This is a genomic window from Xanthomonas sp. NCPPB 1754, from assembly GCF_041475725.2.
GTDB lineage: Bacteria > Pseudomonadota > Gammaproteobacteria > Xanthomonadales > Xanthomonadaceae > Xanthomonas > Xanthomonas euvesicatoria.
The window spans coordinates 652,979-677,723 of record NZ_CM192982.1 but is presented as its reverse complement, the minus strand read 5'-3'; the positions used below and the strand labels follow the sequence as shown (position 1 = coordinate 677,723).

Below are 24,745 nucleotides of genomic sequence, written 5' to 3'. Positions count from 1 at the left end.
TGGTGCGCGGGCCACTGTATGCACCGCTGCGCAGTGCGGTGTGAGGACGCCCCGCATCAGCGTGGCGGCCGCCAGGCATGCTCCACGCGCATGCGTTGACGCGCGCAAGGCCTACTTCAACGGTCGCCTCTCCAGGCAGCGCCGCAGGACAGGCAAACAAGGCTCCGGATGATCGCCACAACCGGCTGCTTGCTGCGCTATCTCTCGCCCGGCCTCACCAAGCGCCTGGGTGCCGCCCCGAACATGCGCTTGAATGCATGGCTGAACGCGCTCGGCGACTGGTAACCGACCGTGAGCGACCCAACGCTGCGGCAAACCCTGCAGGCGCAGTCCGAGGCAAGCGGCCTGCCTGCCAAGGCCATCGCGCACGCCATCGCCGATGCGATCGATCAGCCAGAGGATGTCGAGGTCGGCAGCCTGGTGATTCGCCCTACGTCGCAAGCGTAGTGGGCGTCAATCCATTTACGCGCTGGCATGTCATTTTTTAGCAGCGCTTGAGGGTTTGAAGGCCAACCGGGCGCACTCAGCGCTGTAAGCATGCTCAGAGTCCCCGCCCTATGCGTGCACATGTGTCGGCTGGGATCTGCTGTAGCTGGGCAGCAGGACGCAATGCAACATCTCGTTAACCCCTACCAGCCGAATTTCTTGATTTCCCAGGAATCGATTCTAACGAAGACGGAATTTGCGCACCGTTACCCGCAAATGTGGCGCCAGTGACACATACGATTCCTAGACAAAAACTGCCATGCCAATGGCTGATCCCCAGATGCCGAAATTCGCTTGATCGGATGTGGGCGAACGGTCGCAGTGGTCCACGCTGACACTGAAGCAAAAGCATATCGGCCCGGCAAGCCGCGCCGTTGATCAATAAGTAGACAGAGTGCTGGAATGGCGGACTAGCCCCTGCACGTGGAGCTAATCCGCCAGATGACTACTTAACGAGATTTGTTACGAACCTTACAGTTCCGTTTTCTTCTACGACGGCGCCCAGCGGGCCGTTGCCATTATTGGCACCAGCACCGGTGCTGCTAAATTCAATCGGTACGTCCATCGCCCCAAGGGTTGCCTCAATGGCTTGAATCTTTGAGACGCTTGAGCGAGAGCTACTATCGCCTCCATGGATTGCTGCTTTAGCGGCATACCCCTGCAAACGAAGACTCTCAATATAGCTTTTAATTTCCCACTGCGCTCTGCGATTTTCGGGCATAACATGGAACACCCGCGCCTTGCCTGCATTCTGGGAGGGTTTTTCTCCCCCGACCGCAACCCCAACGCAAAGGTCCATCCCGTCAGTCATGCAGAGAACCCCAGGCTTAGAGGTCCCGGTTGAAGCTGTTACAGCAGGCTGGGTCGAGTAGCCAACGCCCTTGATCGGCTTATTTCGGTTCAATGCGAACTCCCGACCTGCTCCGGAGGATCTCTTTATCCGTGTAGATGCCAGGCGCACGGGAAACGCTTCTTCATGACTGCGATCCTTGAGCGGAGCGCTAGGATGGCTTCGCTCGGCCTGGTTCTGGCTGGCAGACAGTTGCTCAAACTGAGGGAAATTAGTTGGGTTATATGAGTAACGATTGATACTACTTGTCATGGAAATTACCTCTATCGATCCACAGAGAAATTCTTACAAAATACGCACTCGCCAGTGGACGTGGCCGCGAACTTATCTGCAATAATCCGAAAAACGCCGCATATTAAACGAGCGAGTTAAAACAGATGAGACAATCGAACCACCCGAATCTCTTACCCTAGGACACCCACGCAGACGACATGTACTTGGTCTGCCCAGCACACCTTCAAACCTACCCGGTGACCCAGATCGTGCGTGGCATTTTGGTGATGCCGGTGATCATCAGCCAAGAAGATCCACAACGATCCCCACCCTGCTGGATGACGCGCATCAGGTACGGAAAGGTCCGGACGCAGCTGACGCGACGTCGCCAACATCTCGCATTCAAGAAGAAATTATCGTGACGGAAGCGAAGCAGGCACGCTATTGCACAGCGTCGCACGGGCTTGCATGAGTCGCTCGCTTAATTACTTCCCTGCCGTTTAAGCAGCGTATCGATCGAAACCCAAGGAGTAAGTGCGTCGTCGGCGATCCATCTGTCCGGCATCGGCCAGCGTGGCGGCAACCGACGCGTGCAAGGCTGCAGTGGCAGTCACCCAAGTGCGATCTCCCAACCCGACGGAAGCGATGCAAGCCCACGACCAGAAGTCGCCGCGTGGCATGACGTTCAGCGCGTCATTGATGGACCGGTTTGGCTGACGGGTTGCTGCGATTGCTCCAGCGCCTGCTGTTGTTCGCGCGCCTGGGTCTGGTTGATTGCCTGCAGGCGATCAAATGACTGGATCTCTGGCGTCTGCACGGCTTCCACGGTCGGCATGTGTGCGCGCTGGTGTGCCGGGTCGTTGATGGCACCTTGGACAATGAAGACTTGCTGGTAGTTGATGACAGCCGGCTGCATCGACAGACGGTACACGCCATCCTCCTGAAGCGGCTGGTTATCTGCGCCTCGGAATCCCTCAGCATTCTATGTGCGCTGCACATGCCGCACGATGTCAGACGATTCGCCAATGCGGATGGTGCCATCGTCCACAATTGGCCTTGGCTCGATGCCACCACTCCGTGTCTGGGCATCAACCGATAGACGCCCGCTCGCGGGTCTTCCATGTAGTCTTCGGATTGCTGGTAGTAACGCTTGTCCATCTCCATATGGACATGCTTGCCGGCGTTAGGGAGCCCCTTGTTGCTCTGCGTACCGAGCAACTGACCGTATTCCACGCTGTCTCCTACCGAAACACCGACTGGATCCAGATGCAAGATGCGCGCGACCAATTCGCCGCCTTTGCGATCGTAGATATCTACGGCACCAAACCGGCCGGCATCAACACGGGCTACATAGCCTGCAACAGGCGAAGGCACATCAACGGCGCGAACGTTGGCACCACTTGGCGGGATCCGGCTATTTTCAAGCAAGAAATCCTTGGTCAAGAGCATCTGATCCGCGCCCAGAGCGCTGGAAGATCCGCCGTCAGTTCTACGTGTCTCCAGCTCCTGAATTTCCCCGCCAATCACACCCTAAGACCGGGTACGCGGGTTTTCGACATTGACAGGAATGCCGTCCACCACTTGAGCACGCGCATTTGCCCCTGGATGATGGGTGACCAAACCTTCGAAATCTTCGACACGCTGATTGCCGAGCCTGGGGCTATGAAACTGCTGCAGCCTGTACGGCGCAGGTTGAACGACATTCCCGTCTTCACCTGCCATGACGTCTCTCCTTGATCATGCGATAACTTTTTAAATTATTTACACCGACGATACTGCTTCACTGATTCACCGTCGGAAATCACTAGATGCTCGCCCTTCAAAATGTACAAGTCATCAGTTCTTATATCTGGCGCAATATCCGACTTGGCGGAAACAACCCAGGCGTGCGGGCCGGTGGAAACAAGCTTGATTGCTACCGGAACCTCCTCGTGCTCGTACCCACGCAGCCGGGTCTTCTCGATGCGTATGGGTGAATCAGAATCAGGATTCAAGGGTAGCTTGCACGATTGTGGCCCCAGATCCCACATCCCCTGGAGTTCTGTGGGATATGCAATGGAGTGCCGCGCCTTGGTGGCTGACACCGCACTGCAGCTAGGCAATAGAAGGGAAACTGAAAGGAACGCAGTCAACATCCGCATACTTACCTCTACTCAGTAGTCATGGTCGGCGCGCAAGCCTGATAGAAGGCGCGCGACCACTATAGCTAAGCACTAATCAGGCAGAGACATCATTACGCAGTACGTGTCTTATGCCTCTGGACGGATTGTCTTGCATGCTGCGTGGGCAACATCTAGCACCGCGGCTACAGCGGCACCTCCACCGGTGGCAACACCTCCATCAACAGCTGCCCCGCGCTGGCGGTGATACGCAGCTTGGTGCCGATGGCAAAGCCCAGTTGTTCCAGCCATAGGCCGCTGAGGCGGACGTGCGGTACGTGCTGGTCGCCGGCGTGGTCGTGGGCGCCGGGGTAATGGGTGTAGCTGACGGTGCATTGGCGCGGGCGGCGGGCACGGCGGGCTGCGCGTAGCGTGCCGGGGCCTTGCGGAGAGACGTCCGGGTCGGGCGGCAGCATCGGTGGCAGCTTGGTGCGGTCGGGTTCCACCACGACCCACTGCACGCGCTTGGGCGGCGTGGGGCGCGCACGCGTGCGGGTGGGCCGTGCGCTGGCAGATGCCGTGGGTGGGCGGCGGCGTGTCATGGCACCTCCGGCTGGTGGTTGGTGGATGCGGCAACGCGCTGCTGCACCCCCCAGCACTGCACGCGACCCGGCGGCGCAAGGTGTGCAGCAGCGCACCAAGCTGGCGACTCAGCGGATGCGCGGGATGGATGCTCGCCTGCTCAACAGCTGCGCGTGCGACGAGCCGGCGTAGCACCTCGGCTACATCCCAACGCAGGCGGTGAGCGGAAGCTGGCAACAGATCAACCGGTACAGATGCCGGCATGGATGGTGCGGTAGACATGGCAATGCCCTCCTGGAACAACCCAAGAACCGCCGCCAACGGCGACGGGATGTCGGGAGGTTCGAAACCGCAGAGAGCCGGCGGGCATATTTCCCCGAAGGGTGTTGTATTAGCCGCCCTCCCGACGCAGGCATTGCGTCGGCTTGTACCTGCAGGACGCAGGCACAAAAAACCCACCGGTTTGACGGAGGTGGGTACCGCTCTCTGAGGAGTTTCGACGCTCCTTGGTATTAGATTGCGAGCGCGGCGTGCGTGTGTCAATAGCCGCTGACGAGGATGTTTGACGCGTTTTAGTAGCCAGCTGGCGCACCACCTGCGGCTGAGGAATACTGATCGTCAAAGACGTTGGTTCGACGCGTAATCGCCGAGGGAAGCTAGATGAGTTCAATGGATGAAGTAGCAACGGAACGCAGCGCCGCCGTTGATGGAGAGGCAATCACGCTCACAGACCCTAGCTTTCCCTCGCTCTCTGCAGCAATTGCTCACTACACCCATATGACCGAACAGGGTCGCGCCGGTCCGGTCGAACGCTGGAGCTTGGCGATCGGCTTGATCGGTGCGGGCGTTGGGATCTTGGCCGGCACATTGCTGAGCGGCAAGGTAGGTGTGTACTTAGCCGCCACAGGCCTGGCGGTTGAGTTGGCAGGTTTTCTGGTCTACGGCGTGCTCTCGTTCAAACGCGAGTGGCCGAGCTTCCGCCGCCCATACGCGGATCACGCAGAGCTGATGGAGCGGGAGTTCCATCAGTATCAATCGATCGTTGCGTCGCTTCGCAGATTTCCGCTGGAACAACGCCGCCGGCGCGAGGCATTCATGCGTGACCGTCGCACCAACATGCACGACCGCTTGGGGCTGTTTACCGGTGGAATGGAGAAGCTTGGCTTCATGCCTGTCCTACTTGCCCTGTATCTTCAGCTGAAAGATTGGCGCATGGGAGACTGGACGGTGTTGAGCAAGATCACCCTGACGCAGGGCGTGCTGGCTTTCATACTGTTGTTTGCCTTTGCGATGTCCTGGCATCTTGTACGCTTACGTATACGCGTGCAGTCGTACGAGCAATTATTGACTGAGGCAAATCGTCAAGACAGCGCCCCCTAACAAGTAGGTTACCGTCAAGCGATGCGGCTCGAGTCTTGGCGTAGTGATGAGCTCACCCGCATGAAGACATCGGCTATTTATTGGCTTGCTGTTACACCCAAGCGTGGCTGCGAGCGAGTTTCGATAGCCTGACTTCTAGCTTGCCGAGGTAGCAGGTGCTAACGTACCTCGTCAGATCCCATGCTGGGCATGAACATGGATATGAAAATTAGACTGATGTTTGCTACGGGATTACTCGCACTCTCAACCTTGGCTGCTTGTGCAGGAGGAAACATGCGCTCTGATTACAAAAAGAATGATGTTCAGCCGGTCAAGATCGAAAAATCAGGCGATTCACTTCAAATCACGTACCACATGCCTGCAGAAAGCCTGTTTTATTCTCCCGGTATTGATTTCGTAAATGAGGGCGGCGTATTGCGTATCGCCATCCGCAGATGTGGCATCAAAGAGAAGTGTGATGCCATGGCGAAGGCTGCCTTGCCACCCGCTGAGCCTTGGACACCCAAGGTCACCGTACCGTACGCAGGCGAAAAGGTCGTACTGGTATACGCAGACACTGAAGAAACGTTGACTCCATAATTCCAGTCAAGGAGCGATGCAATGGGCACCGAACCGGCTAGTGAGCGCGTTGTGCTTGGAATACATAGCAGGGGTGGACAGGGTGGCCTGACCGATGGCCATGCCTGGATTACGGTCAAACGGGGCAATTCGCCCATAGAGTATTATGGATTGTGGCCCGACGATCATCCGATGGTGGAGGATAACGGGGCTGGCACCGATATTCGCTCCGGAATGGAAAAGACACAGCGTTCTGATGCAGACCGCTACTACGACCTGTCACCGGCTCAAACCAAAGCCCTCGACCAGTCGCTTCGCGAGAATGTCACCTGGGAGCTAAATAACAATTGTTCGTCGTGGGCTAGCGAAACGGTGTCTCGCGTCACCGGAAAGCAGATTGATGCAGGTACATGGTTGCCCACCGTGGAAACGCCCAACGCGTTGATTGACACTATTCGCGAGCTGGAGTCTCGACATCCGACGTCCCCGTCCACGCCAGAAGTGAATGAGCCCGCGCGCGAAGTACGATCAAGTAACTCACTTGGGCAGAATGACTCATCACAAGAACGTAGCAACCCTCCGACCAATGCGATGACTGATCCAGGGCACGCCGGAAATCGTCTTTTCGCTGGACTACGCGAAGGGTTGCCTCAGCACATCTCCGATGAACGAGTCGCCTTCGCTGCTCAGCGTGCGACGTCCCCCCGCCCTGAGTAGCGGTCGGGTTTAGAGTCCGGGGTTGATGATATCGGTGTTTGCCAGATGTTGGGCATAAGCGGACGGCGTCATGCCGCCAATTGCTTTCTTCGGTCGGTCCTCGTTGTATTCGCGTCGCCAGCGTTCGATCTCGGTGCGCGCGTGCAGCAACGTCGGGAACCAGTGCTCGTTGAGGCATTCGTCGCGTAGTCGGCCGTTGAACGATTCAACATAGGCGTTTTGATTTGGCTTGCCGGGTTGGATTAGCCGTAGTTGCACACCACGGGCATGTGCCCAGACGACCATCGCTTTGCCGCAAAACTCCTTGCCGTTGTCGGTGCGGATCACCTTCGGTAAACCGCGACTGTGTGCCAACCGATCCAGCACGCGCGCAACGCCGTGCCCGGAGATCGCGCGTTCCACCTCGATGGCGACCGCTTCGTGCGTTGCGTCGTCCACGATCACCAGACACTTGATCACTCGGCCGTCGGCGGAGCGGTCGAACACGAAGTCCATCGACCACACCTGGTTGGCCTGCGCTGGCCGCAGCAGCGGCTGACGCTCGCCAACCGGCACCTTCTTGCGCTTGCGGCGCCGCACTTGTAGCTGCTGCTCGCGATACAACCGCTCCACGCGCTTGTAGTTCACCAGGCGTCCTTCCTGTCGCAGCTTGAGATAGATCATCCCCACGCCGTAGCGGCGATGGCGATGCGCCAACGCAAGAATGCGCTCGCGCAGTTCGCCATTGCGGTCTTGGCGTGGGCAATAGCGCAGCGCGCTGGCGCTCATGCCGATCGCCGCCAAGGCGCGACGCTCGCTGGCACCACGCCCGATCCACTCGCGCACCAGCGCACGACGCGCCGGTGCGCTCACCACTTTTTTCGCAACGCATCCTTGATCAGGTCGTTCTCGAACAACTGCTCGGCCAGCAACTTCTTTAGCCGCGCGTTCTCGGCCTCAAGATCCTTGAGCCGCTTGGCGTCGGGCACGCTCATTCCGCCGAACTTGCTGCGCCACAGGTAATACGAGGCCTCGCTGAAGCCATGCCGCCGGCACAGATCCTTGATCGCCACACCGGCATCAGCTTCGCGCAGGAAGCCGATGATCTGTTCTTCAGAAAAACGCTTCTTCACGTCCAATCTCCTTGGGGTAGGGAATTGGACTCCAAACTGAGGTGCTACTCAAAATTGGGGGGACGTCGGGTTTGAAACGACGGGAACAAGTAATCAATCTGAATTTCTCCGGCGGGACGACCACGCGGACGGCCCGTCGTTGGCCTGCCCAATCACGCTCCACCATGGCCTGGAAGCGCGAGTCGCCCAAGGCGCGCTCCTGAATTGGCCGCTGAGCCGCATCGCCGAAGACACCGTGCCCGCCTTATCAGCCTAGACCATTAGGTGCACGAGATGGTCCATCAGCACAGACGCATGCGCTCGCAGGCCACGCGTAGTAGCAGGCAGTGGTAATGCCGATCCTCATCGTCCAGGAAGACCGCTCATCGGTTCACGTCGCTCTGGACGACATGCAGCGGAACCCCGGGCAGTTCCAGACGCGGCATGGCGGGGCCTCCTGCTCAAGAAGCAGACCTCAGCTTGACGGCGGTGACACAGCCCCTGCTATCAGACATCACCGGGCCGGCCTGTACGACCGGCTCGCTAAATTACCTCCGTCCCCTTTTGTCAACCTGACCCAATTACTTCATGATCACCGAATAAGTCAGTCCGACCACGCCGCCAATTCTCTTGCATCAATCGATGTAGTGTGCTATCCAAAGTTCAGTCGCAACCGGTGCGACTCATAGGTTGTTGTATAGGCCATCTCAGCAGTTGAATCACCTCATCCACGGAGAGCATGCTTGGCAACCGTTAGGGAGATAGAAATGATCCGGTCGTTTAGAATTGAATCCAGTGACCTTCCAGGAATCGAAGAGTCCGTAAGGGAATGCATTAATCGAGGGCAGTGGCTACTATTTAGATCAGGTAGAGCCGGTGTCGTAGACGGCTCTCCCTACTTCTTAAAGGCTGGCCGTGAAATATTTAAACTCGACAGCCGAGGCAGTCTTCTGGAAAAAATAGTGGACAGCGAATTTAACTTAGGAGTAGATGAGGTTTTTTATTTTTCGGATATTCCTCAACCAGATTCCCTAAGCAATGGCCGTCGCAGGTCGCTATAGCTCTCAGGAAAATTAATGGGATTACTTACTGAAAGGACTAACTGGGTACTATTCCTAGCTTCAAATGGAGAACCTGAAGACCGCCATATCAGGGACCTCGCCTTTGGAGTTTTCTGCTTAGAGATTTCAAGAATTTCCCCTTCCGATATTTCGATCTATATAGATGGCAGCAATCGCAGCCTGATCAGCCAAATATTTTCGAGCGGAACGGGTAATAATTATTTAATCAAAAAGTCCGCCGATTTCTTTGTAGATCTAGGTAAAAACACCCACACTAATATGGTTTTATTTGTAACCGGCCACGGGAGCATAGAAGGTTTAGATGCGCCTTCACCGATTACGCCATCTCCGTTATTGCAAGCAATCAGATCAGCACCCGGGCTTAGCAAAGCGGTGTTATACCTAGGCCAATGTGTTGCCGGCATCTTTAACTATGTTGGTGCAGGCACTAAAGTAGCCAAAGAGCCCGGAGCTGATGTAATTATCATTGGCGCGACCAACCTACATTCAAGCATTAGCGCACCTACCACTGAAAATATTCACTCAGGGCCTACGCCGTGGGTAGCGAATCTTTTCCTACTGCACGTTTTCAAGTGGATTTCAGCACCAATGGATGTCGATGGCGACGGTGCAATGACGGTGATGGATTCATATAAATATGCGGGCGTCATGTCCAATAATGCCAATAAAGACATAAAGGTCGTATCCTTCGTAACATCGATGGATTTACACCAAAAATGGCTGAACGCAAGAGCGACATTTGCAGCAAATCCAACACTGGCGAACAGCTTGGCGTATCAGGCAGCAACAGACCTACACCAGAGCAATTTAGACGTTAGATATACACACCAGGAATGTTGGATACTTAATGCCATTCCCGCCCAAAAATTAGAGTTCTGATTACATCAGACTGTATTAGCACCCTAGGTTCTTTTATCTGAACTCATCCCCGACATCAGCAACCTAAAATTAAGAAACAGACATAAAAATTAAAAATATAAATACTGTAAATACATGGGCGCGAAGTAAGAAGAGATAAACGCGCAAGGAGTAATTTTTTTAATGTTAACCCAACTTAACTATAGAGCGATTTAATTTAATCGTGCTACTAAGCAACCACTAGATATGGTCTATTCCATAATAAAAGACGGGTATAATCGCAATTATAAAGGGAAGTCTACATTCAAAAAATGGCGCGGACCTCATAATCATAGCAGTCTGCATCCGAATAAACAGGGCAGCGCCATGGAAATAGCCTACTCCCACTTTAGCGACCATCTCGAGAGGCATCTTACCCGCCCCCCCAAGACTTCTATCAGTTACTGTCCAGACAACAATTCGCCACGCGTCGCCTTCACCGTAAGACTCATACCGTGCCAGTCCAGAATAACGTAGCTTTGGCTTGCGCAAGAGATTTATACGCGACCTTTTTCGGTAATATTTCCGTCTTGCAAGATGCATAATGTACTTAAAATCAGAAACCACTCGCTCAAAAAGGAAATGCGGGCGGAAAACTAATTTGTACTTGTGAAACCTTTCCATCTCTTCATAGAGCGCCATTTCGTGCTCGTCCGGAATCCCTATACCCGCAACCGCCCTATGCATTAGAGGTGCAGAGAGTTTCTGAACTGAACGCTGATAATCCAACTTCAAATAATATGAGTAGTGTTGATATGCTCGCAAGAGGAAATACAGCCACAGGACCCACACAGCATGAATTATAGCCGCAGGATTTCCAATTTGTATTTTCAGAAATGATATATTTGCAGAACTATTTATTTCAGCATCTGCATATTTAATAAAAACCAGGAAGAATGAGACTAATATTAAGTTTCTTCGCTTGGCATCAAAACTTTTCTCATCCATCGCACCGTCCTTGCCTACTATTAATCGCAGACTCCCACCCCCCTTAAAATCGAGGCGGCCAGTGGCCGCCTCGATTAAAAAAGCAATTCCACTAAACCTCAAACCCCAACAGGATTCGCCTTCTCAGGATCAATCTTGTACTGCTTGATCGCCCGGGCCACATCCTTGCCCGTCATCTTGCCATCCTTCGCCAGCGCGGCAATCGCCGCATGCGCGATGTAGTAACGGTCGACCTCGAAGAACCGGCGCAGGTTGGCACGCGTATCCGAGCGGCCGAACCCATCCGTGCCGAGGACGGTGTAGGTCATCGGGACGAAGGCGCGGATCTGGTCGGCGAAGGCGCGCACGTAGTCGGTTGCGGCGATTGCCGGGCCCTGGCGGCTTTCCAGCAGCTGGGTGACGTAGGGCTTGCGCTGTTCGGCTTCCGGGTGCAGGCGGTTCCAGCGTTCTACGGCGTAGCCGTCGCGGCGCACTTCGTTGAGGCTGGGGCAGGACCAGATGTCGGCGGTGACGCCGAAGTCCTTGTCCAGCAGCTCGGCCGCGGCGATGGCCTCGCGCAGGATGGTGCCGCTGCCCAGCAGCTGCACGCGCAGCTCGCCCTTCTTGGGCTTGCCGGCGTCCTTGAGCAGGTACATGCCCTTGATGATGCCCTCGGCTGCGCCTTCCGGCATGCCGGGGTGGGCGTAGTTCTCGTTCATCAGGGTGATGTAGTAGTACTCGTCCACCTGGTCTTCCATCATCGCCTTCATGCCGTGCTGCATGATGACGGTGACTTCGAAACCGAAGGTCGGGTCGTAGCTACGCACGTTCGGGATGGAGCCGGCGATGACCTGGCTGAAGCCGTCTTCGTGCTGCAGACCTTCGCCATTGAGCGTGGTGCGGCCGGCGGTACCGCCGAGCAGGAAGCCACGCGTGCGCATGTCCGCTGCCTGCCAGGCGATGTCGCCCACGCGCTGGAAGCCGAACATGGAGTAGTAGATGTAGAACGGCAGCATCGGCACGTCGGAGACCGAATAGCTGGTGCCGGCAGCCATCCACGAGGCGATGGCGCCGGGCTCGCTGATGCCCTGCTGCAGCACCTGGCCGGTCTGGTCTTCGCGGTAGTACATCAGCTGGTCGGCATCGACCGGCTTGTACTTCTGGCCAAACGGGGCATAGATGCCGATCTGGCGGAACATGCCCTCCATGCCGAAGGTGCGCGCCTCATCGGCCACGATCGGCACGATGCGCGGGCCCAGTTCCTTGTCGCGCAGGGCGATGTTGAGGCTCTGCACGAAGGACATGGTGGTGGAATAGCTGCGCTCGCCGCTGTCCTTGAGCAGGCGCTCGAACTTGTCGAGCGTGGGCGCGACGAAGGACTTGCTGGCCTTGGGGCGGCGCGAGGGCAGGAAGCCGCCGAGCACGCTGCGGCGTTCTTTCAGGTACTGCACTTCCGGGGAATCTTCGCCGGGGTGGTAGAACGGCACCTGGCCGTCTTCCAGCTGGGCGTCGGTGACCGGGATGTTGAAGCGGTCGCGGAAGTGCTTGACCGCCGCATCGTCCAGCTTCTTGGTCTGGTGGGTGGGGTTGAGCGCCTCACCGGCCGAGCCCATGCCATAGCCCTTGACCGTCTTGGCCAGGATCACGGTGGGCATGCCGGTGGTGTTCACGGCCTGGTGGTAGGCGGCGTACACCTTGTGCGGGTCGTGGCCGCCACGGTTCAGGCGCCAGATGTCGTCGTCGGACAGGCCGGCCACCATGGCCGCGGTCTCCGGGTACTTGCCGAAGAAGTTGGCGCGCGTGTAGGCGCCGCCGAAGGCCTTGCAGTTCTGGTATTCGCCGTCGACGGTTTCCATCATCAGCTTGCGCAGCACGCCGTCGCTGTCCTTGGCCAGCAGGGCGTCCCAGTAGCCGCCCCAGAGCAGCTTGATGACGTTCCAGCCGCCGCCACGGAACACGCCTTCCAGCTCCTGGATGATCTTGCCGTTGCCGCGCACCGGGCCGTCCAGGCGCTGCAGGTTGCAGTTGACCACGAAGATCAGGTTGTCCAGGCCTTCGCGGCCGGCCAGCGCGATGGCGCCGAGGGTTTCGGGTTCGTCCGATTCGCCGTCGCCGATGAAGCACCACACCTTGCGGTCGGACTTCTCGATGAGGCCGCGGTTTTCCAGGTAGCGCATGAACTGCGCCTGGTAGATGGCGGCCAGCGGGCCCAGGCCCATCGACACGGTGGGGGTCTGCCAGAACTCGGGCATCAGCCACGGGTGCGGGTAGGAGGAGATGCCCTGGCCGTCCACTTCCATGCGGAAGTTGTCCAGCTGGGACTGGCTGATGCGGCCTTCGAGGAAGGCGCGGGCGTAGATCCCCGGGGCGCTGTGGCCCTGGATGAACAGCAGATCGCCCGGATGGTTGTCCGAAGGCGCACGCCAGAAGTGGTTGAAGCCCACGTCGTACAGCGTGGCGCTGGAGGCGAACGAGGCGATGTGGCCGCCCAGGTCGCCCGGCTTGCGGTTTGCGCGCACGACCGTGGCCATGGCGTTCCAGCGGATGATCGAGCGGATCTTCCACTCCAGCGCGGAGTCGCCGGGGTGCTTGGCCTCGTTTGCCGGGGAGATGGTGTTGACGTACTCGGTGGTGGGCGAGAACGGCAGGTAAGCGCCGGCGCGGCGGGTCTGTTCGACCATGCCTTCCAGCAGCTGATGGGCGCGCTCCGGGCCTTCGACGTCGATGACGGCCTTGATCGATTCGAGCCACTCCTGGGTCTCGAGCGGGTTCGGATCGTTGTGCAGCACTTCGTTCAACCAGTTCATTAGCGCTCCCGGGGGGACACACCCCGCGGGTGTGTCGACATCGTGAATTCGTGAACCCCCAAGTGTACCGCACGCACCTGTTGCCATTCCTCGCTACGGGTGCGTATGGAATGGGACGCTGTTGTGCGCTGCGTGGAGCCTCGGTGCCTGTTGGAACGCCGATGCGGCGCAGCGGGCGCGGCCGGTGTACGACCAAAGGATGAGGGCCAGCGGCAGGCGATGGCCGGGCGCTGCCGTATCGAGTGGGCCGCTGTGCATGCCCGCCCGTAGGAGCACCTGGGCGCGAGAGGCTTTCTCGGTGAAGCCCGTCGCGCCCGGGGGCGCTCCTACGCGATGGCGTGGTCTTTGGGTTTGCGCAGGACATCGCCCCGCGGCGGGCGCCGCCCCGTGGCAGCGTGCTGGTCAGAATGCTTGCAGCGCTTCGGTCAGTTGGCCGTTGTTGTTGACTGCGCCCATGGTGTAGCCCTGCCAGCCCGGGTAGGCGTTGGGCTCCCAATAGAACACGCCGAGGACGCGGGCGCCGATGCTGCTGCTGCGGCTGAGCAGGTTGCTGAGCATGGCGCGGGTGGTGGCCGCCTGCTGCCAATCCATGCCGACCTCGGAAATCACCACATCGCTGCCGTAGCGCGCAATCATGTCGCGCATGTTGGTGTCCAGGCGGCTGTTGTAATCCTGCCAGCTGCCGACGGGGGGGTAATGCGACATGCCAATGACGTCCCACTTGCCGCCGGCCGAGCGCAGGTTGTCGAAGAACCAGCGGAAGTTGGCGTTGTCGTAGCCGTTGGCCAGATGCACGACAACCTTGGCGTTGGGATACACCGCCTTGGTTGCGGTGTAGCCGCTGTTGATGAACTGACCCAGGGTGGCGAAGTTGGGCGTCTTGCCCTCGTTCCACAGCATGCCGCTGTTGATCTCGTTGCCCACCTGCACCCAGCTGACGGTGATGCCGTTGTCCTTGAGATATTTGAGGATGCCCTGGGTGTGGCTGTAGACATCGGTATTGAGCTGGGCAACGGAGTGGCCGGCCCACGCCGCCGGTTTGGTCTGTTTGCCCGGGTCGGCCCAGCTGTCGCTGTAGTGGAAGTCGATCATGATGCGCATGCCTTGCGCGGCGGCGCGCTTGGCCTTGTCCAGGGTGTCGCGGCCATCGTTCCAGCCGCCGGACGGGTTGACCCAGACGCGCAGGCGAATGGCGTTGCCGCCGACATCCTTGAACAGCTTGATGAAGTCGGTGGTGTTGCCGGCTGCATCGCGAAAGACCTGCGGCGGATTGTTGGCGGCCTGTTGATTGAGCCAGCTGACGTCCGCGCCTTTGGCGATGCCTTGCGCGCTGACGCCGGCGCTGCACAGACACAGCAGCACGATGAGCCATACACGGTGGTAGTGCCTGCAAAAGATGGTCATGAAACGCTCCCTCGATCGATGGATGTCGCGCCGGTTGGCGCCTTGCTTGATCCCCTGTCTTGCCTGGTGCGTGAGCGCGGCGTGGCATGTGCCTGGCCGTGCATTGCTGCAAATCCGTGGCGATTCAAGCACGGCCGTACAGCCCGGTTGAGGCCGCTATAGGTGCGGGGAGTTGTGGCATAGCTCGATGCAGGAAAACCTTGCATTTGCACGCCTCGCGCGGGCCGGTTGTTGTGCAGATGCAGCAGCAGTGGTGCGCATGACTGCGCGAATGAACGCAAAAACGCCGGGCAGGCCCGGCGTCTTGATGCAAGGTTCGATGGTGGCGATGTGCAGTCCGGACGGCGTGCGGCATGGGCCGCAGCGTGATGTGTCACTTCACACCTAAACGCGGCAGCGCCACACGCCCCTCAGCCCATGGCGCGTGCGCCCTGCTGCTGTTGCTGGGTCTGCGACTGTTGCTGCTCCAATGCCACCGACTGACGCGCCGCGTTTTCGGCGACGCGTTGGCTGCTTTGTTCCAGCGGGGTATTCATTGCCGTCATGGTGTCCACGCTCACGCGCAGCTGTGCCGGGTCGTCGACACGTCCTTGCACGGCGAAGGTGCGTGCGGCATCCGGGCTCATCATCACCGCATCGATGCGCTGGCCACCGGCGGCGTGCATTTCCGATGCGAGCGAACCGGATAACTGCGCGCTGTGCTGGTCGGGCGTGCGCCCAGCACGTGCGTCCTGCGCATGCACGCCGCGCTGGGCATCCTGGAACAGGCCATTGCCCACGTGCCCGGGTTGATCGATCCGCAGGGAGGTATGGCCGTTGCCATGCTCGCGTGCGTCGCGTTTGGCCGGCTCGCCCGGCGCGAGCGGGCCGCGGATGGCATCGATGGCATCCTGGCCGAGGCCGCGCGCGCTACGCGTAAGGATAGTGGTACCGGTGCGCAGCCCATCGATATCGCTGCGGTACTCCTCGATCATGCGCTTGTTCTGCTCGGCAAGTGGGCGCGCGTTGGGGTCCCTGAGCGCAGAATGTTCGCCCAGAAAGTTGCCCAGCTTGTGCGCTCCGAGCGACCCGCCGGCAGCAACCAGCGGGTAGTCCGGAATCAGAAAGTTTGCCTTGCTATTGCTGTAGCCGGCACCACTCAAGGTGGTAATCTTATCGGGCTTGGCGTACATGCGCACCTGCCCGAAGTGCGGCGATGCCGCGCTGACCGGGTCCGATGCCATGACGTGATTGATCACGCTATTGCCACCTTCCGGAATGCGATAACTCAGACTGGCCGCGCCATACGCGTTGAAGGTTTCGCCCTTGAGGTCGTAGTGGTGTGCGGAAACCTGCGCAAGCGCGCCGCCGAGCGAATGGCCGGTGACGGTCACTTCCGGTTGATGACCGGTTCGCTTGCCGACATCCTTGGCGATGTCCATCGCATGCTTGGTCAGCGCAAGCGCATCTGCAGCCTGTGGATTGGTCCGCGAGGTGACCATAGTGGCATCGGTGAGCACGTCATTGACCGCGCCCTCGGTGCCTCGATGCGCAACCACGATCTCGCCACTGGTTTCACGGCGGTAAACCGTGCCCTGGTAACCGTTGGATTGATTGTTGACGTGATCGAGAACGGCATAACGCTCTCCCTCGATCGTGACGATCTCTTCGTGCCCCGGTGCACGCCGACCGACGGCGCGATCCTTGTAGGCGTCCTCGGATAAACCGGCATATTGCGGTGACGGAATACTCATGGCGCAACTTCCTTGGCAGCCAGCGTGATGGTGAAGAGATTGTCGCGGATCTCAGGCTTGAAGTTCTCCGGGCTGCGCTCGCCGGTGTCCGGGAAACTCTTGGATTCCGAGCGCGGATAGCCGTCTTTCCAGTAGTACTTGGTCACCGCCTGCTGCGCGGTCACCGTCTTGGCTTCGATAAACGACAAGAACCGCGTGTCTTCTTCGGCACCGGTGGCCTTGAGCAACACGCTGGCGCCGCTGAATTCCCAATGGCACACGCCGCGACCGTAGTAGTCCTCGTCCTGCATCAGATCCAGATACACGGTGCCGCGGTATTCGGTCTCGGAAATCTTCTTGAGCGCGACATTTTCCTGACTGGTGATGCGGCCGGCTGTGCCGGTTTCGGGCTGGATCTTGCCGCATTCCTGCTCATTGCTGACGTCGTATTGCGCCGCAGCCTCCACCAGGCCAAACGCGCCAGGCGCCTTGTCCACGGTGAGCGTGACCTCGTAGGCCCTACGCGGACTCGGATTCACCTTGGCAAGACCGCGGCCGCCGGCCTGGACGTCGGCTGCTGCAGTTGCCTCGGTGGCGGGGGAATGGGTCTGGGTCATGCTGGTCTCCGGGGGGTGACAGGCCGTAAGCAAAAGGGCCAGCAGGCTTGGGGTCAACATCTGGCGCAAGGCCGGCCTCCGTGGCAGGTGGGCGGCCAATCTAGTCCGCTCGCGTTCGGCCGGTCAATCGAGACCTCGTGAGGATGAGGCTGCCAGGGAGAGTTGTGCGTGGCAGCAAAGCTGCCATGATCCAGCGCAGCCGCTGCCACGAAGAATGCGCCATGCGCAACCGCCCGCGATCACTGCCACCCCAGACATCGGTCGCCGCGCGCATGCCCTGGCGCCGCAGCTTGCGCATGCGTGTGCTGCTGGCGGCCACCGCAGTGCTGGTGGCCCTGCTGACGGTGCTGGGCACGGTGTTCTACCTGGGCGCACGCGCCGAGCTGGTGGAGGCGGCGCGTACCGAGGTGGATGGCCTGACCGAACAGACCGCGCGCAGCCTGGCGGCCTTGCTCGATTCGGTGCAGGTGAGCGGGCGCACGCTGGCCGCCAGCAGTAGCGGCGTGGGGCTGCAGCCGTTCAATCTGCGTGCGTTGCTGCTGGCCACGCTCACCGGCGACCCGGATATCGGGGCGGCGCGGCTGATCATCGCACCGCGTACGCAAAAGGCCGGCGACAGCGGGTTTGTGTGGTACGTGCACCGCAGCGGCACGCGCATCGCAGAAAAATCCGCGCTGGAACTGGGTTATGACTATCGCGCGATGCCCTGGTATCTGCGCACCCAGCGCGAGGGCCGCGCATGGTGGTCCGAGCCCTACCTGGATGCCAACGGCGGCGGCCTGTACACCAGCTACAACCTGCCGCTGCGCCGGCCTGGCGATGCACCGGATACGGCGCCGGTCGGCATGGTGAGCGTGGATCTGCCGCTGCAGCATCTGCGCGAGATCATCGATCAGCTGCCGCGCGATATCGGCATCCAGACGATGCTGCTGTCGCCGGAAGGCCTGCTGGTCTTCAGCCCCGACCCGGCACTGAATCTGCGCCATTCGCTCACGGCCTACGTGGCCCGGTCGCGCCCGGATCTGCGGCCATTGCAGCGCGCCGTCGCTGCCGGCCAGCCGATCTCGTTTTCGCATACCGCGCCCGATGGCGAGCGCTTTCTGACCCACAGCGCGGCGGTGGGGCGCAGCGGCTGGACCTTCGTGCTGTCGGCCTCCGAAGGCTACGTGCTGGCCGGCCTGAACTGGCTGGCGGCGTGGGTGGCGCTGGCCGCGCTGCTGGGCGCGTTGGTGTGGTGGTGGTTGATGCGGCGGATCACGCGCAAGTTGACGCGGCCGATCGAAGAACTGACGGACACCGCCGAGCACTTCCGGCGCGGCGAATTCGAATACCCGTTGCAGCACATCGAACGCGACGACGAGGTAGGCGTGATGGCACGCGCCTTCGACAGCGCACGCGATGCGATCCGCCACCACATCGCCGAGATCGGCGAGATGACCGCCGCGCGCGAACGCATGCACAGCGAGCTGCAGATTGCGCGCGAGATCCAGCAGGCAATGCTGCCGTCCGGGCGCACCTTCGACCGCGCCAGCTCGCATCTGGAAACCTGCGCATGGCTGGAGCCGGCCAAGGCGGTGGGCGGCGATTTCTACCACTTCGTGGAAACCGAACCGGGCCTGCTGTGGTTCGTGGTGGGCGATGTCTCCGACAAGGGCGTGCCGGCGGCCCTGTTCATGGCGCGCGCGGTGAGCGTGCTGGAGATTGCCGCACGGCGGTACACGCGCCCGGACGCGATTTTGATTGCCGCCTCCACGCGGTTGGCCGAAAACAACGAGACCTGCATGTTCGCCACCGTGCTGTGCGGCCTGATCAACGTGGTCAGTGGCGACTACTGGCTGGCCAGCGCCGGGCACGAGCCGCCGTTGTTGATCGATATCGATGGCAAGGCGCGCCCGTTGCCGCTGGAAACCGGTGCACCGCTGGGGATCGAGCCGCAGGAATCCTACCCGGTGCTGCAGGGCCGCATGAGCGCAGGGCAGACCTTGCTGGGCTACACCGATGGCGTAACCGAGGCGATGGACGAGCGCGGCGCCAGCTACGGACTGGAGCGGTTGCTGACGGCGCTGCACCCGCGCCGCAGCGCGGCGGCGCAGTGCAAGGCGGTGATCGCCAATATCGCCCGTTTCACCGGCACGGCCGATCCGTACGACGACATCACGCTGCTGGCGATCCGGCTGCGCCAGGAGCATGCTGGGCGGGTCGCACACGCTGGCCGGGACGCGCCCGGAAAGGCAACGACTGCATGAAGCTCGATTTGGCCATCGCGCCATCGCTGGCCCAGCTGGCGGGCGCCAACGATGCGCTGGAACAATCGCTCACGCTCGAGGGCCTGCACGCCGAGCGCATCGGCCAGGTACGGCTGATCGTGGAAGAGCTCGGCTGCAATGCGCTGACCCACGGCCAGTGCGCGGCACAGCCGCTGCGTTTGCAGCTGCAGCTGGACGCGCAGGCGCTGGTATTGGAAATGCACGATGCAGGCAGCGCTTTCGACCCCTGCGCCGCGCCCATGCCCGAGGTGACCGACGAGCTCGACGACCGCGCCATCGGCGGGCTGGGGTTGTTTCTGGTCCATCAGTTCGCCGATCACATCGACTACCGCCGCGATGGTGCATATAACGTCGTGCGCGTCACCCTGCTGCACCCGTACGCCCCTGTCCCCGAGGCCCTGTCATGACCACGCTCGCCATTCAGATCGACCCGCCGCAAGACACCCGTCAACGCGTCATTCTGACCGGGCGGCTGGACACCCACACCTAACAGGACCTGGACGCGGCACTGTCGCCGTTGCTGGGCACCCGCATCACCACGCTGGTGCTCGACCTGAGCGCACTGGAATACATTTCCAGCGCCGGCATCCGCTGCATCTTCAAGGCGCGCAAGGCGCTGGCCACGCGCCAGGGCAAGGTGCTGGTGAGCAACCCGCAACCGCAGATCCGCAAGGTCTTCGACATGGTCAAGGCGGTGCCGTTGAGCGACGTGTTCGCCTCCACCGAAGAGCTGGACGCGTACCTGGCGGCGATGCAGCGCAAGGTGATCGAACAGAGCGCGCAAAGCGATACGCCGATCGTGCCGCACTTCGCCGAAGCCTGAGCGCAGCTGTACTACCGACGGGGCCCACCGCCGGGCGCGGCAAGGCACGTTGCGGCTTGTACGCGCGCTGTGCGGTCGCTGCGGGCTTTCCATCGGGGCTGACGACTGCGCGCCACATCGATGTCGCCGCCGACGTCGCCTGCGCGCACATGTGGGGACCTGTGCGCGTGGGTGCCGGCACCACCTTGGTTAGGCTATGACGCCCTGCCCTGCGCGTTGCCATGCCCGCACTGATCATCTTCGATTTCGACGGCACGCTTGCCGATTCGTTTGGTTTTTTCCTGAGCACCCAGCGGCTGCTGGCCGAACGGCATGGCTTTCGCGCCGCGCAAGCGCATGAAGTCGACGATGCACGTCGCCTAAGCACGCGCGAATTGCTCAAGGCATCGGGCCTGAGCGCGTGGCGCGTGCCATGGGTGGCGGCCGACTTCATCCGGCTCATGCGCGCCGCGCCACCGGTGGCGTTGTTTCCCGGCATTGCCCACACCGTGGGCGCGTTGCATGCCGGCGGCAGCCGGCTGGCCGTGGTGTCGTCCAACTCCGTGGAGAACGTGCAACGCGCGCTAGGCGCAGAGCTGAGCGCCACATTTGCCGTCATCGAAGGCGGCGCGCATCTGCTGGGCAAACAACGCGCCTTGCGTCGTGTGCTGCGTGCCACCGGGCACACTGCGTCGCAAGCGGTCTACGTGGGCGACCAGGTCGCCGACTGGGAAGCCGCACAGCTCGTGGGTCTGCCGTTTGCCGCAGTGGCCTGGGGCTATGCGCATCCGGACGTGTTCGCCGGGTTGGCCGGAACGCGGTTGATCGAACGCGTGGAAGACTTGCTTGCGTTGAGCGGGGATTAGGCGGCGGAACTGCGCATTGGCAAGCGCTGGGCATTGCCGGTGATGCGTGTCGACATACCCTCATCCGCCCGTCGGGCACCTTCTTGCGATGGGAGGAAGGAAGGCGGGATCTCGGGGCGCCTGGCGCTGCGCCCGGACCGTGCCAATCTCTACACCCCACCTACCCGCGGCAACGGCGCCGGTACGTTCAGCATGCCACCGGCCGCGACATACGCTGCCAGGGCCTGGCCCTGGCTCAACAGGTGCCCGTGCATGGTGCGCTCGGCGCCTTCGGCATCGCCACGTCGCACGCAGTCCATCAGTTGGCGATGTTCCGCCAGCGATTGCGCCATGCGTCCGGGCGTGAGCAACTGACGGCCGCGGTGCATCTTCAAGATGCGGTGCAGATCGTGCGTCACCCGGATCAACCATGGATTGCCGGCGTACTGCTGCACGGTTTCGTGGATCAGGTAATTGTTGCGGTAATACTCGGCCACATCGCCGGCCGCCGATGCGGCTTCCATTGCCGCGTGCAGCTCTTCCAGGCGCTGCACGCCGGCCGCATCAATGCGCTTGACCGCATCGTGCGCGCAGCGGCCTTCCAGCATCGCCATCACAGGAAACAGCTGGTTGAGGTCTTCCAGCGTCAGCCGGGTGACCCGGCTGCCGCGGCCGGCATCCAGTTGCACCAGGCCTTCGGCCGCGAGCAGCTTGAGACTTTCGCGCAGCGGCGTGCGGCTGATGCCCAGCTCTTCGGCCAGGGCCGGCTCGTCGATCCACTCGCCCGGCGGCAGCGCGTAATCGTAGATCTTCTGACGCAGGCGCTCGGCCACTTCCTCGTACAGCGGCACGCGCTTTTTGGAGGCGCGCGAATCAGGAGCGAGGGTCATGGCGGGCAGGCTGTCGGCATCGGGTCGGGGCACCCATTCTACGTGGGCGCCCCGCTGCGCTGTGGCGCGCGGACCGCATCACAGCCAGCCCGGCACCACGAAGACCAGCCACGCCGCCAGCGGCCCCAGCAACACCACCAGGCCGCTATAGATCAGGAAGCGGCGGAACAGGCCGTCGCGCTCTTCCTTGGCCGCCGAGGCCACCACCAGCGCGCCGTTGGTGGAAAACGGGCTGACGTCGACGATGGTGGAGGACACGGCCAGCGCGCAAATCACCCCGGCCGCGCCCAACTGGCCCTGCATCAGGAATGGCACCGCCAACGGAATGGTGGCGCCCAGTACCGCTGCCGAGGAGGCGAATGCAGAGACGATACCGCCGACGTAGCAGACCAGCAGCGCGCCCAGCAGCGGCATGCCGATGTGCGACACGCCGGTGCCGATGTAGTCCACCGCACCGGATTTTTCCAGCACGGCGATATAGGTCACCACGCCGCTGATCAGCAGCACCGTCGACCAACTGATGCCGTCCACCGCGCCCTTCTGTGCGTTGGGCGAGATCAGCGCCAGGGCCACCGCCACCGTGATCGAGACCAGGCCGACGTTGAGGTTGTAGATCAGCGCAGCAACGCCCAGGCCCAGCAGGCCGATCAAGGTGATCACGCGGTCGCGGGTGATGAACACCGCCTCCAATGCCAGCGGGTCGGTGGACAGGGTGCCGCCGCCCGGCGCCACCAGCGCGCCATGCCCTTCGATCGCGAAGCCGCGGTGCGATGCCTGGTCGCCGGCAACCGCCACGTACTGCGCATCGGCCAGCGACAGCTCCTGCCGGCGCATCAGCTTCAACCCACCGAAGGCGCAGAAGCAGATGATCGCCATCATCAGGTTGAAGCCCAGGCTGGTGAGGAACACCGCCATCTCGCTGACGTCCAGCCCGGCCTTTTCGACCACCTTGTTGGTGATGCCGCCATACACGCTGATCGGCGAGAAGCCGCCGCCCTGTGCACCGTGGATCACCAGCAGGCCCATCATCAACGGGTTGATGCGGTACTGCTTGGCGAAGCGCAGCGCCACCGGCCCGATGATGGCCACCGCTGCCGGCCCCAGCGCACCGAATGCGGTCAGCAGCCCGGTGATGACGAACATCACCCAGGGGATGGCGACGATGCGCCCCCGCACCGCGCGCACTGCCCAGTGCACCAGCAAATCGATGGTGCCGTTTTTCTGCGCGATGGCGAACAGATAGGTAATGCCCACCAGGGTCAGGAACAGGTCGCCGGGAAAGCCGGCCAGCACTTCCTTGCCCTCCAGCCCCACCCACACGCCGCCAATGATGAAGGCCAGCGCGAACGCCACCGCCCCCATGTTGATGGGCAATGCGGTGGCGACGATGAACATGATCACCAAGCCAAGAATCGTTGCAATTTGCGGGGTCATGCGCCCTCCCAGACACCTGATACGCGTACAACACGGATGGCCGCCCGCCACCCTGGGGTCACACCGTGTGCAGCACCTGCCGGACCGTCATGCCGCGCGCTCGCACGCAGCCGTGACCCATTCGAGAACACCCTGAGTGCTGTGGAATTCGTCCACCGAGCGCGCTTCGCATGCCGGCAGCACCTCGCGCGCCATCCGCGCCAATGCGCTGCCGGGGCCGAGTTCGAGAAACACGCGTGCGCCGCGCTCAGCGGCTTGCACCAGCACGTCGTACCAACGCACGGTCTGCGCGATCTGCCTGGACAGCGTGTCGATCACCAGGGCGTGCGTACCGACCGCACGCGCATCGATGCCTGCCAAGACGCGCAACTTGGGCGCGACGAGGTCTGCGGTTGCCAGTTCAATGGCAAAGCCTTCGGCAGCCGCGCTCAACCACGGCGTGTGCGCCGGCACGCTGACCGGCAGCAGCGTGACGCGCGCACCTTGTGCGCTGGCAGCCTCGCCAAGCGCCTGCAATGCAGTGCGCGGGCCGCCGAGTACGGCATGATCGTCGCCGTTGACGATGGCGAGCGCTGCGCCGTGCGTCTGACACAGCGTTTCCAGGCCGCGCAAGGGCACACCGACTACCGCCATCAGCCCTGCCTGCTGCGGGCTGGCCGCATCCATCAACCGGGCGCGCGTCGCTGCCAGCTGCAGGCAGGTGTCGATGGACATGCTGCCGGCCACCGCATGGGCGGCAAGCTCGCCAACGCTATAGCCGAGCACCATCAGCGGCGTGGGAAGTTGCGCATGCAGCACCTGCCAGTGCGCCAGCGTACCGGCGCAGACCAGTGGCTGTGCGATGGCATTGGCGTAGCGGCCCGGATCTGCGGCCAGTGTTTGTGGTGCGGCGCCAAGCACGCGCTGTGCGCTGGCGAGGACGGCGGCTGCCGCAGGCGCATCGCCGACACGCGCGAACATCTCGGCATGTTGGCCGCCTTGGCCCGGGCAGAGCACGGCCAGGCTCATGCGGTAGCCTGACCGTGTTCGCAGAAATGCCTTGCGCGCACGCTGCCGTGTTCCGTATTGCAAGCAATGTGGCGAGA

Annotated in this window: 18 protein-coding genes and 4 pseudogenes; 9 read left to right on the top strand and 13 right to left on the bottom strand. The window is 61.2% G+C overall.

Features of this window, described 5'->3' with window-relative positions; all coding sequences use genetic code 11:
* Positions 1-288: 288 nt before the first annotated feature.
* Positions 289-447, top strand: a pseudogene (locus ACCQ15_RS02985) (oxidoreductase); the annotation flags it as partial.
* A gap of 484 nt (positions 448-931) precedes the next feature.
* On the opposite strand, the gene xopAF reads toward ACCQ15_RS02985, so the two are convergent.
* From xopAF to ACCQ15_RS02965, 4 genes and pseudogenes are all read right to left on the bottom strand, one after another.
* Positions 932-1,588: a XopAF/AvrXv3 family type III secretion system effector gene (xopAF, locus tag ACCQ15_RS02980; RefSeq protein WP_372381198.1), complete on the bottom strand. Its 657-nt coding sequence runs from the start codon at positions 1,586-1,588 to the stop codon at positions 932-934.
* A gap of 646 nt (positions 1,589-2,234) precedes the next feature.
* Positions 2,235-2,438 (bottom strand): annotated as a pseudogene (locus ACCQ15_RS02975) (XVIPCD domain-containing protein); the annotation flags it as partial.
* Positions 2,439-2,755: 317 nt separating this feature from the next.
* A pseudogene (locus ACCQ15_RS02970) lies at positions 2,756-2,998 on the bottom strand (XVIPCD domain-containing protein); the annotation flags it as partial.
* Positions 2,999-3,854: 856 nt separating this feature from the next.
* Positions 3,855-4,250, bottom strand: coding sequence for a SymE family type I addiction module toxin (locus ACCQ15_RS02965; protein ID WP_029818555.1), 396 nt, complete (start codon positions 4,248-4,250; stop codon positions 3,855-3,857).
* 649 nt (positions 4,251-4,899) lie between these two features.
* On the opposite strand from ACCQ15_RS02965, the gene ACCQ15_RS02960 reads away from it, so the two are divergent.
* The 3 genes from ACCQ15_RS02960 to ACCQ15_RS02950 all read left to right on the top strand — a co-directional run bounded on the left by ACCQ15_RS02960 (position 4,900) and on the right by ACCQ15_RS02950 (position 6,885).
* The gene (locus tag ACCQ15_RS02960; RefSeq protein ID WP_506187851.1) at positions 4,900-5,610 is read left to right on the top strand and encodes a hypothetical protein; all 711 of its coding nucleotides are present in this window, start codon (positions 4,900-4,902) and stop codon (positions 5,608-5,610) included.
* Positions 5,611-5,805: 195 nt separating this feature from the next.
* Positions 5,806-6,189, top strand: coding sequence for a hypothetical protein (locus ACCQ15_RS02955; RefSeq protein ID WP_506187850.1), 384 nt, complete (start codon positions 5,806-5,808; stop codon positions 6,187-6,189).
* Positions 6,190-6,210: 21 nt separating this feature from the next.
* Positions 6,211-6,885: a hypothetical protein gene (locus tag ACCQ15_RS02950; protein ID WP_372381197.1), complete on the top strand. Its 675-nt coding sequence runs from the start codon at positions 6,211-6,213 to the stop codon at positions 6,883-6,885.
* Positions 6,886-6,894: 9 nt separating this feature from the next.
* On the opposite strand, the gene ACCQ15_RS02945 is transcribed toward ACCQ15_RS02950, so the two are convergent.
* A protein-coding gene (locus ACCQ15_RS02945) for an IS3 family transposase (RefSeq protein ID WP_372166127.1) occupies positions 6,895-7,997 on the bottom strand; the annotation gives its coding sequence in 2 pieces (ribosomal slippage) (positions 6,895-7,739 and positions 7,739-7,997; 1,104 coding nt in all).
* Between the two features lie 1,055 nt (positions 7,998-9,052).
* Here ACCQ15_RS02945 and ACCQ15_RS02940 point away from each other — a divergent pair.
* Entirely contained in the window at positions 9,053-9,937 is an 885-nt protein-coding gene (locus ACCQ15_RS02940; RefSeq protein WP_372381196.1) for a hypothetical protein, read from the top strand.
* A 219-nt stretch (positions 9,938-10,156) separates the two neighbouring features.
* Here ACCQ15_RS02940 and ACCQ15_RS02935 read toward each other — a convergent pair whose 3' ends face one another.
* The 5 genes from ACCQ15_RS02935 to ACCQ15_RS02915 all read right to left on the bottom strand — a co-directional run bounded on the left by ACCQ15_RS02935 (position 10,157) and on the right by ACCQ15_RS02915 (position 17,422).
* Complete coding sequence (locus ACCQ15_RS02935) at positions 10,157-10,903, bottom strand: hypothetical protein (RefSeq protein ID WP_143030792.1); 747 nt, start codon at positions 10,901-10,903, stop codon at positions 10,157-10,159.
* A gap of 98 nt (positions 10,904-11,001) precedes the next feature.
* Positions 11,002-13,689, bottom strand: a complete 2,688-nt coding sequence (gene aceE / locus ACCQ15_RS02930; RefSeq protein ID WP_372381195.1) for a pyruvate dehydrogenase (acetyl-transferring), homodimeric type — start codon at positions 13,687-13,689, stop codon at positions 11,002-11,004.
* Between the two features lie 402 nt (positions 13,690-14,091).
* Complete coding sequence (locus ACCQ15_RS02925; protein WP_014089250.1) at positions 14,092-15,093, bottom strand: glycosyl hydrolase 53 family protein; 1,002 nt, start codon at positions 15,091-15,093, stop codon at positions 14,092-14,094.
* A gap of 410 nt (positions 15,094-15,503) precedes the next feature.
* Positions 15,504-16,826 (bottom strand): XVIPCD domain-containing protein, encoded by a 1,323-nt coding sequence (locus ACCQ15_RS02920; protein WP_372381194.1) that lies wholly within the window; start codon positions 16,824-16,826, stop codon positions 15,504-15,506.
* The gene (locus tag ACCQ15_RS02915; protein ID WP_372381193.1) at positions 16,823-17,422 is read right to left on the bottom strand and encodes a hypothetical protein; all 600 of its coding nucleotides are present in this window, start codon (positions 17,420-17,422) and stop codon (positions 16,823-16,825) included. Before ACCQ15_RS02915 ends, ACCQ15_RS02920 begins: the two co-directional genes overlap by 4 nt.
* 137 nt (positions 17,423-17,559) lie before the next feature.
* Here ACCQ15_RS02915 and ACCQ15_RS02910 point away from each other — a divergent pair, with 137 nt between their 5' ends.
* The 4 genes and pseudogenes from ACCQ15_RS02910 to ACCQ15_RS02895 all read left to right on the top strand — a co-directional run bounded on the left by ACCQ15_RS02910 (position 17,560) and on the right by ACCQ15_RS02895 (position 21,357).
* Positions 17,560-19,668 carry a SpoIIE family protein phosphatase gene (locus tag ACCQ15_RS02910; RefSeq protein ID WP_011346239.1) on the top strand — a complete coding sequence of 703 codons (2,109 nt, stop codon included), beginning with the start codon at positions 17,560-17,562 and terminating at the stop codon, positions 19,666-19,668.
* Positions 19,665-20,096 (top strand): ATP-binding protein, encoded by a 432-nt coding sequence (locus tag ACCQ15_RS02905; RefSeq protein ID WP_007969522.1) that lies wholly within the window; start codon positions 19,665-19,667, stop codon positions 20,094-20,096. The genes ACCQ15_RS02910 and ACCQ15_RS02905 overlap by 4 nt, the downstream gene beginning before the upstream one ends.
* Positions 20,093-20,512: pseudogene (locus ACCQ15_RS02900) on the top strand (STAS domain-containing protein). Before ACCQ15_RS02905 ends, ACCQ15_RS02900 begins: the two are co-directional and overlap by 4 nt.
* 221 nt (positions 20,513-20,733) lie before the next feature.
* On the top strand, positions 20,734-21,357 hold the full coding sequence (locus ACCQ15_RS02895) for an HAD hydrolase-like protein (RefSeq protein WP_008576610.1): 624 nt from the start codon (positions 20,734-20,736) through the stop codon (positions 21,355-21,357).
* 149 nt (positions 21,358-21,506) lie between these two features.
* Here the strand turns inward: ACCQ15_RS02895 and ACCQ15_RS02890 are convergent, their stop codons facing one another.
* The 3 genes from ACCQ15_RS02890 to mdcH form a co-directional block, all read right to left on the bottom strand.
* Positions 21,507-22,226 carry a GntR family transcriptional regulator gene (locus tag ACCQ15_RS02890; RefSeq protein ID WP_008576608.1) on the bottom strand — a complete coding sequence of 240 codons (720 nt, stop codon included), beginning with the start codon at positions 22,224-22,226 and terminating at the stop codon, positions 21,507-21,509.
* Positions 22,227-22,304: 78 nt separating this feature from the next.
* Positions 22,305-23,660: an SLC13 family permease gene (locus tag ACCQ15_RS02885; RefSeq protein ID WP_011346235.1), complete on the bottom strand. Its 1,356-nt coding sequence runs from the start codon at positions 23,658-23,660 to the stop codon at positions 22,305-22,307.
* Between the two features lie 87 nt (positions 23,661-23,747).
* Positions 23,748-24,668: a malonate decarboxylase subunit epsilon gene (mdcH, locus tag ACCQ15_RS02880; RefSeq protein WP_218489069.1), complete on the bottom strand. Its 921-nt coding sequence runs from the start codon at positions 24,666-24,668 to the stop codon at positions 23,748-23,750.
* Between the last annotated feature and the right edge of the window lie 77 nt (positions 24,669-24,745).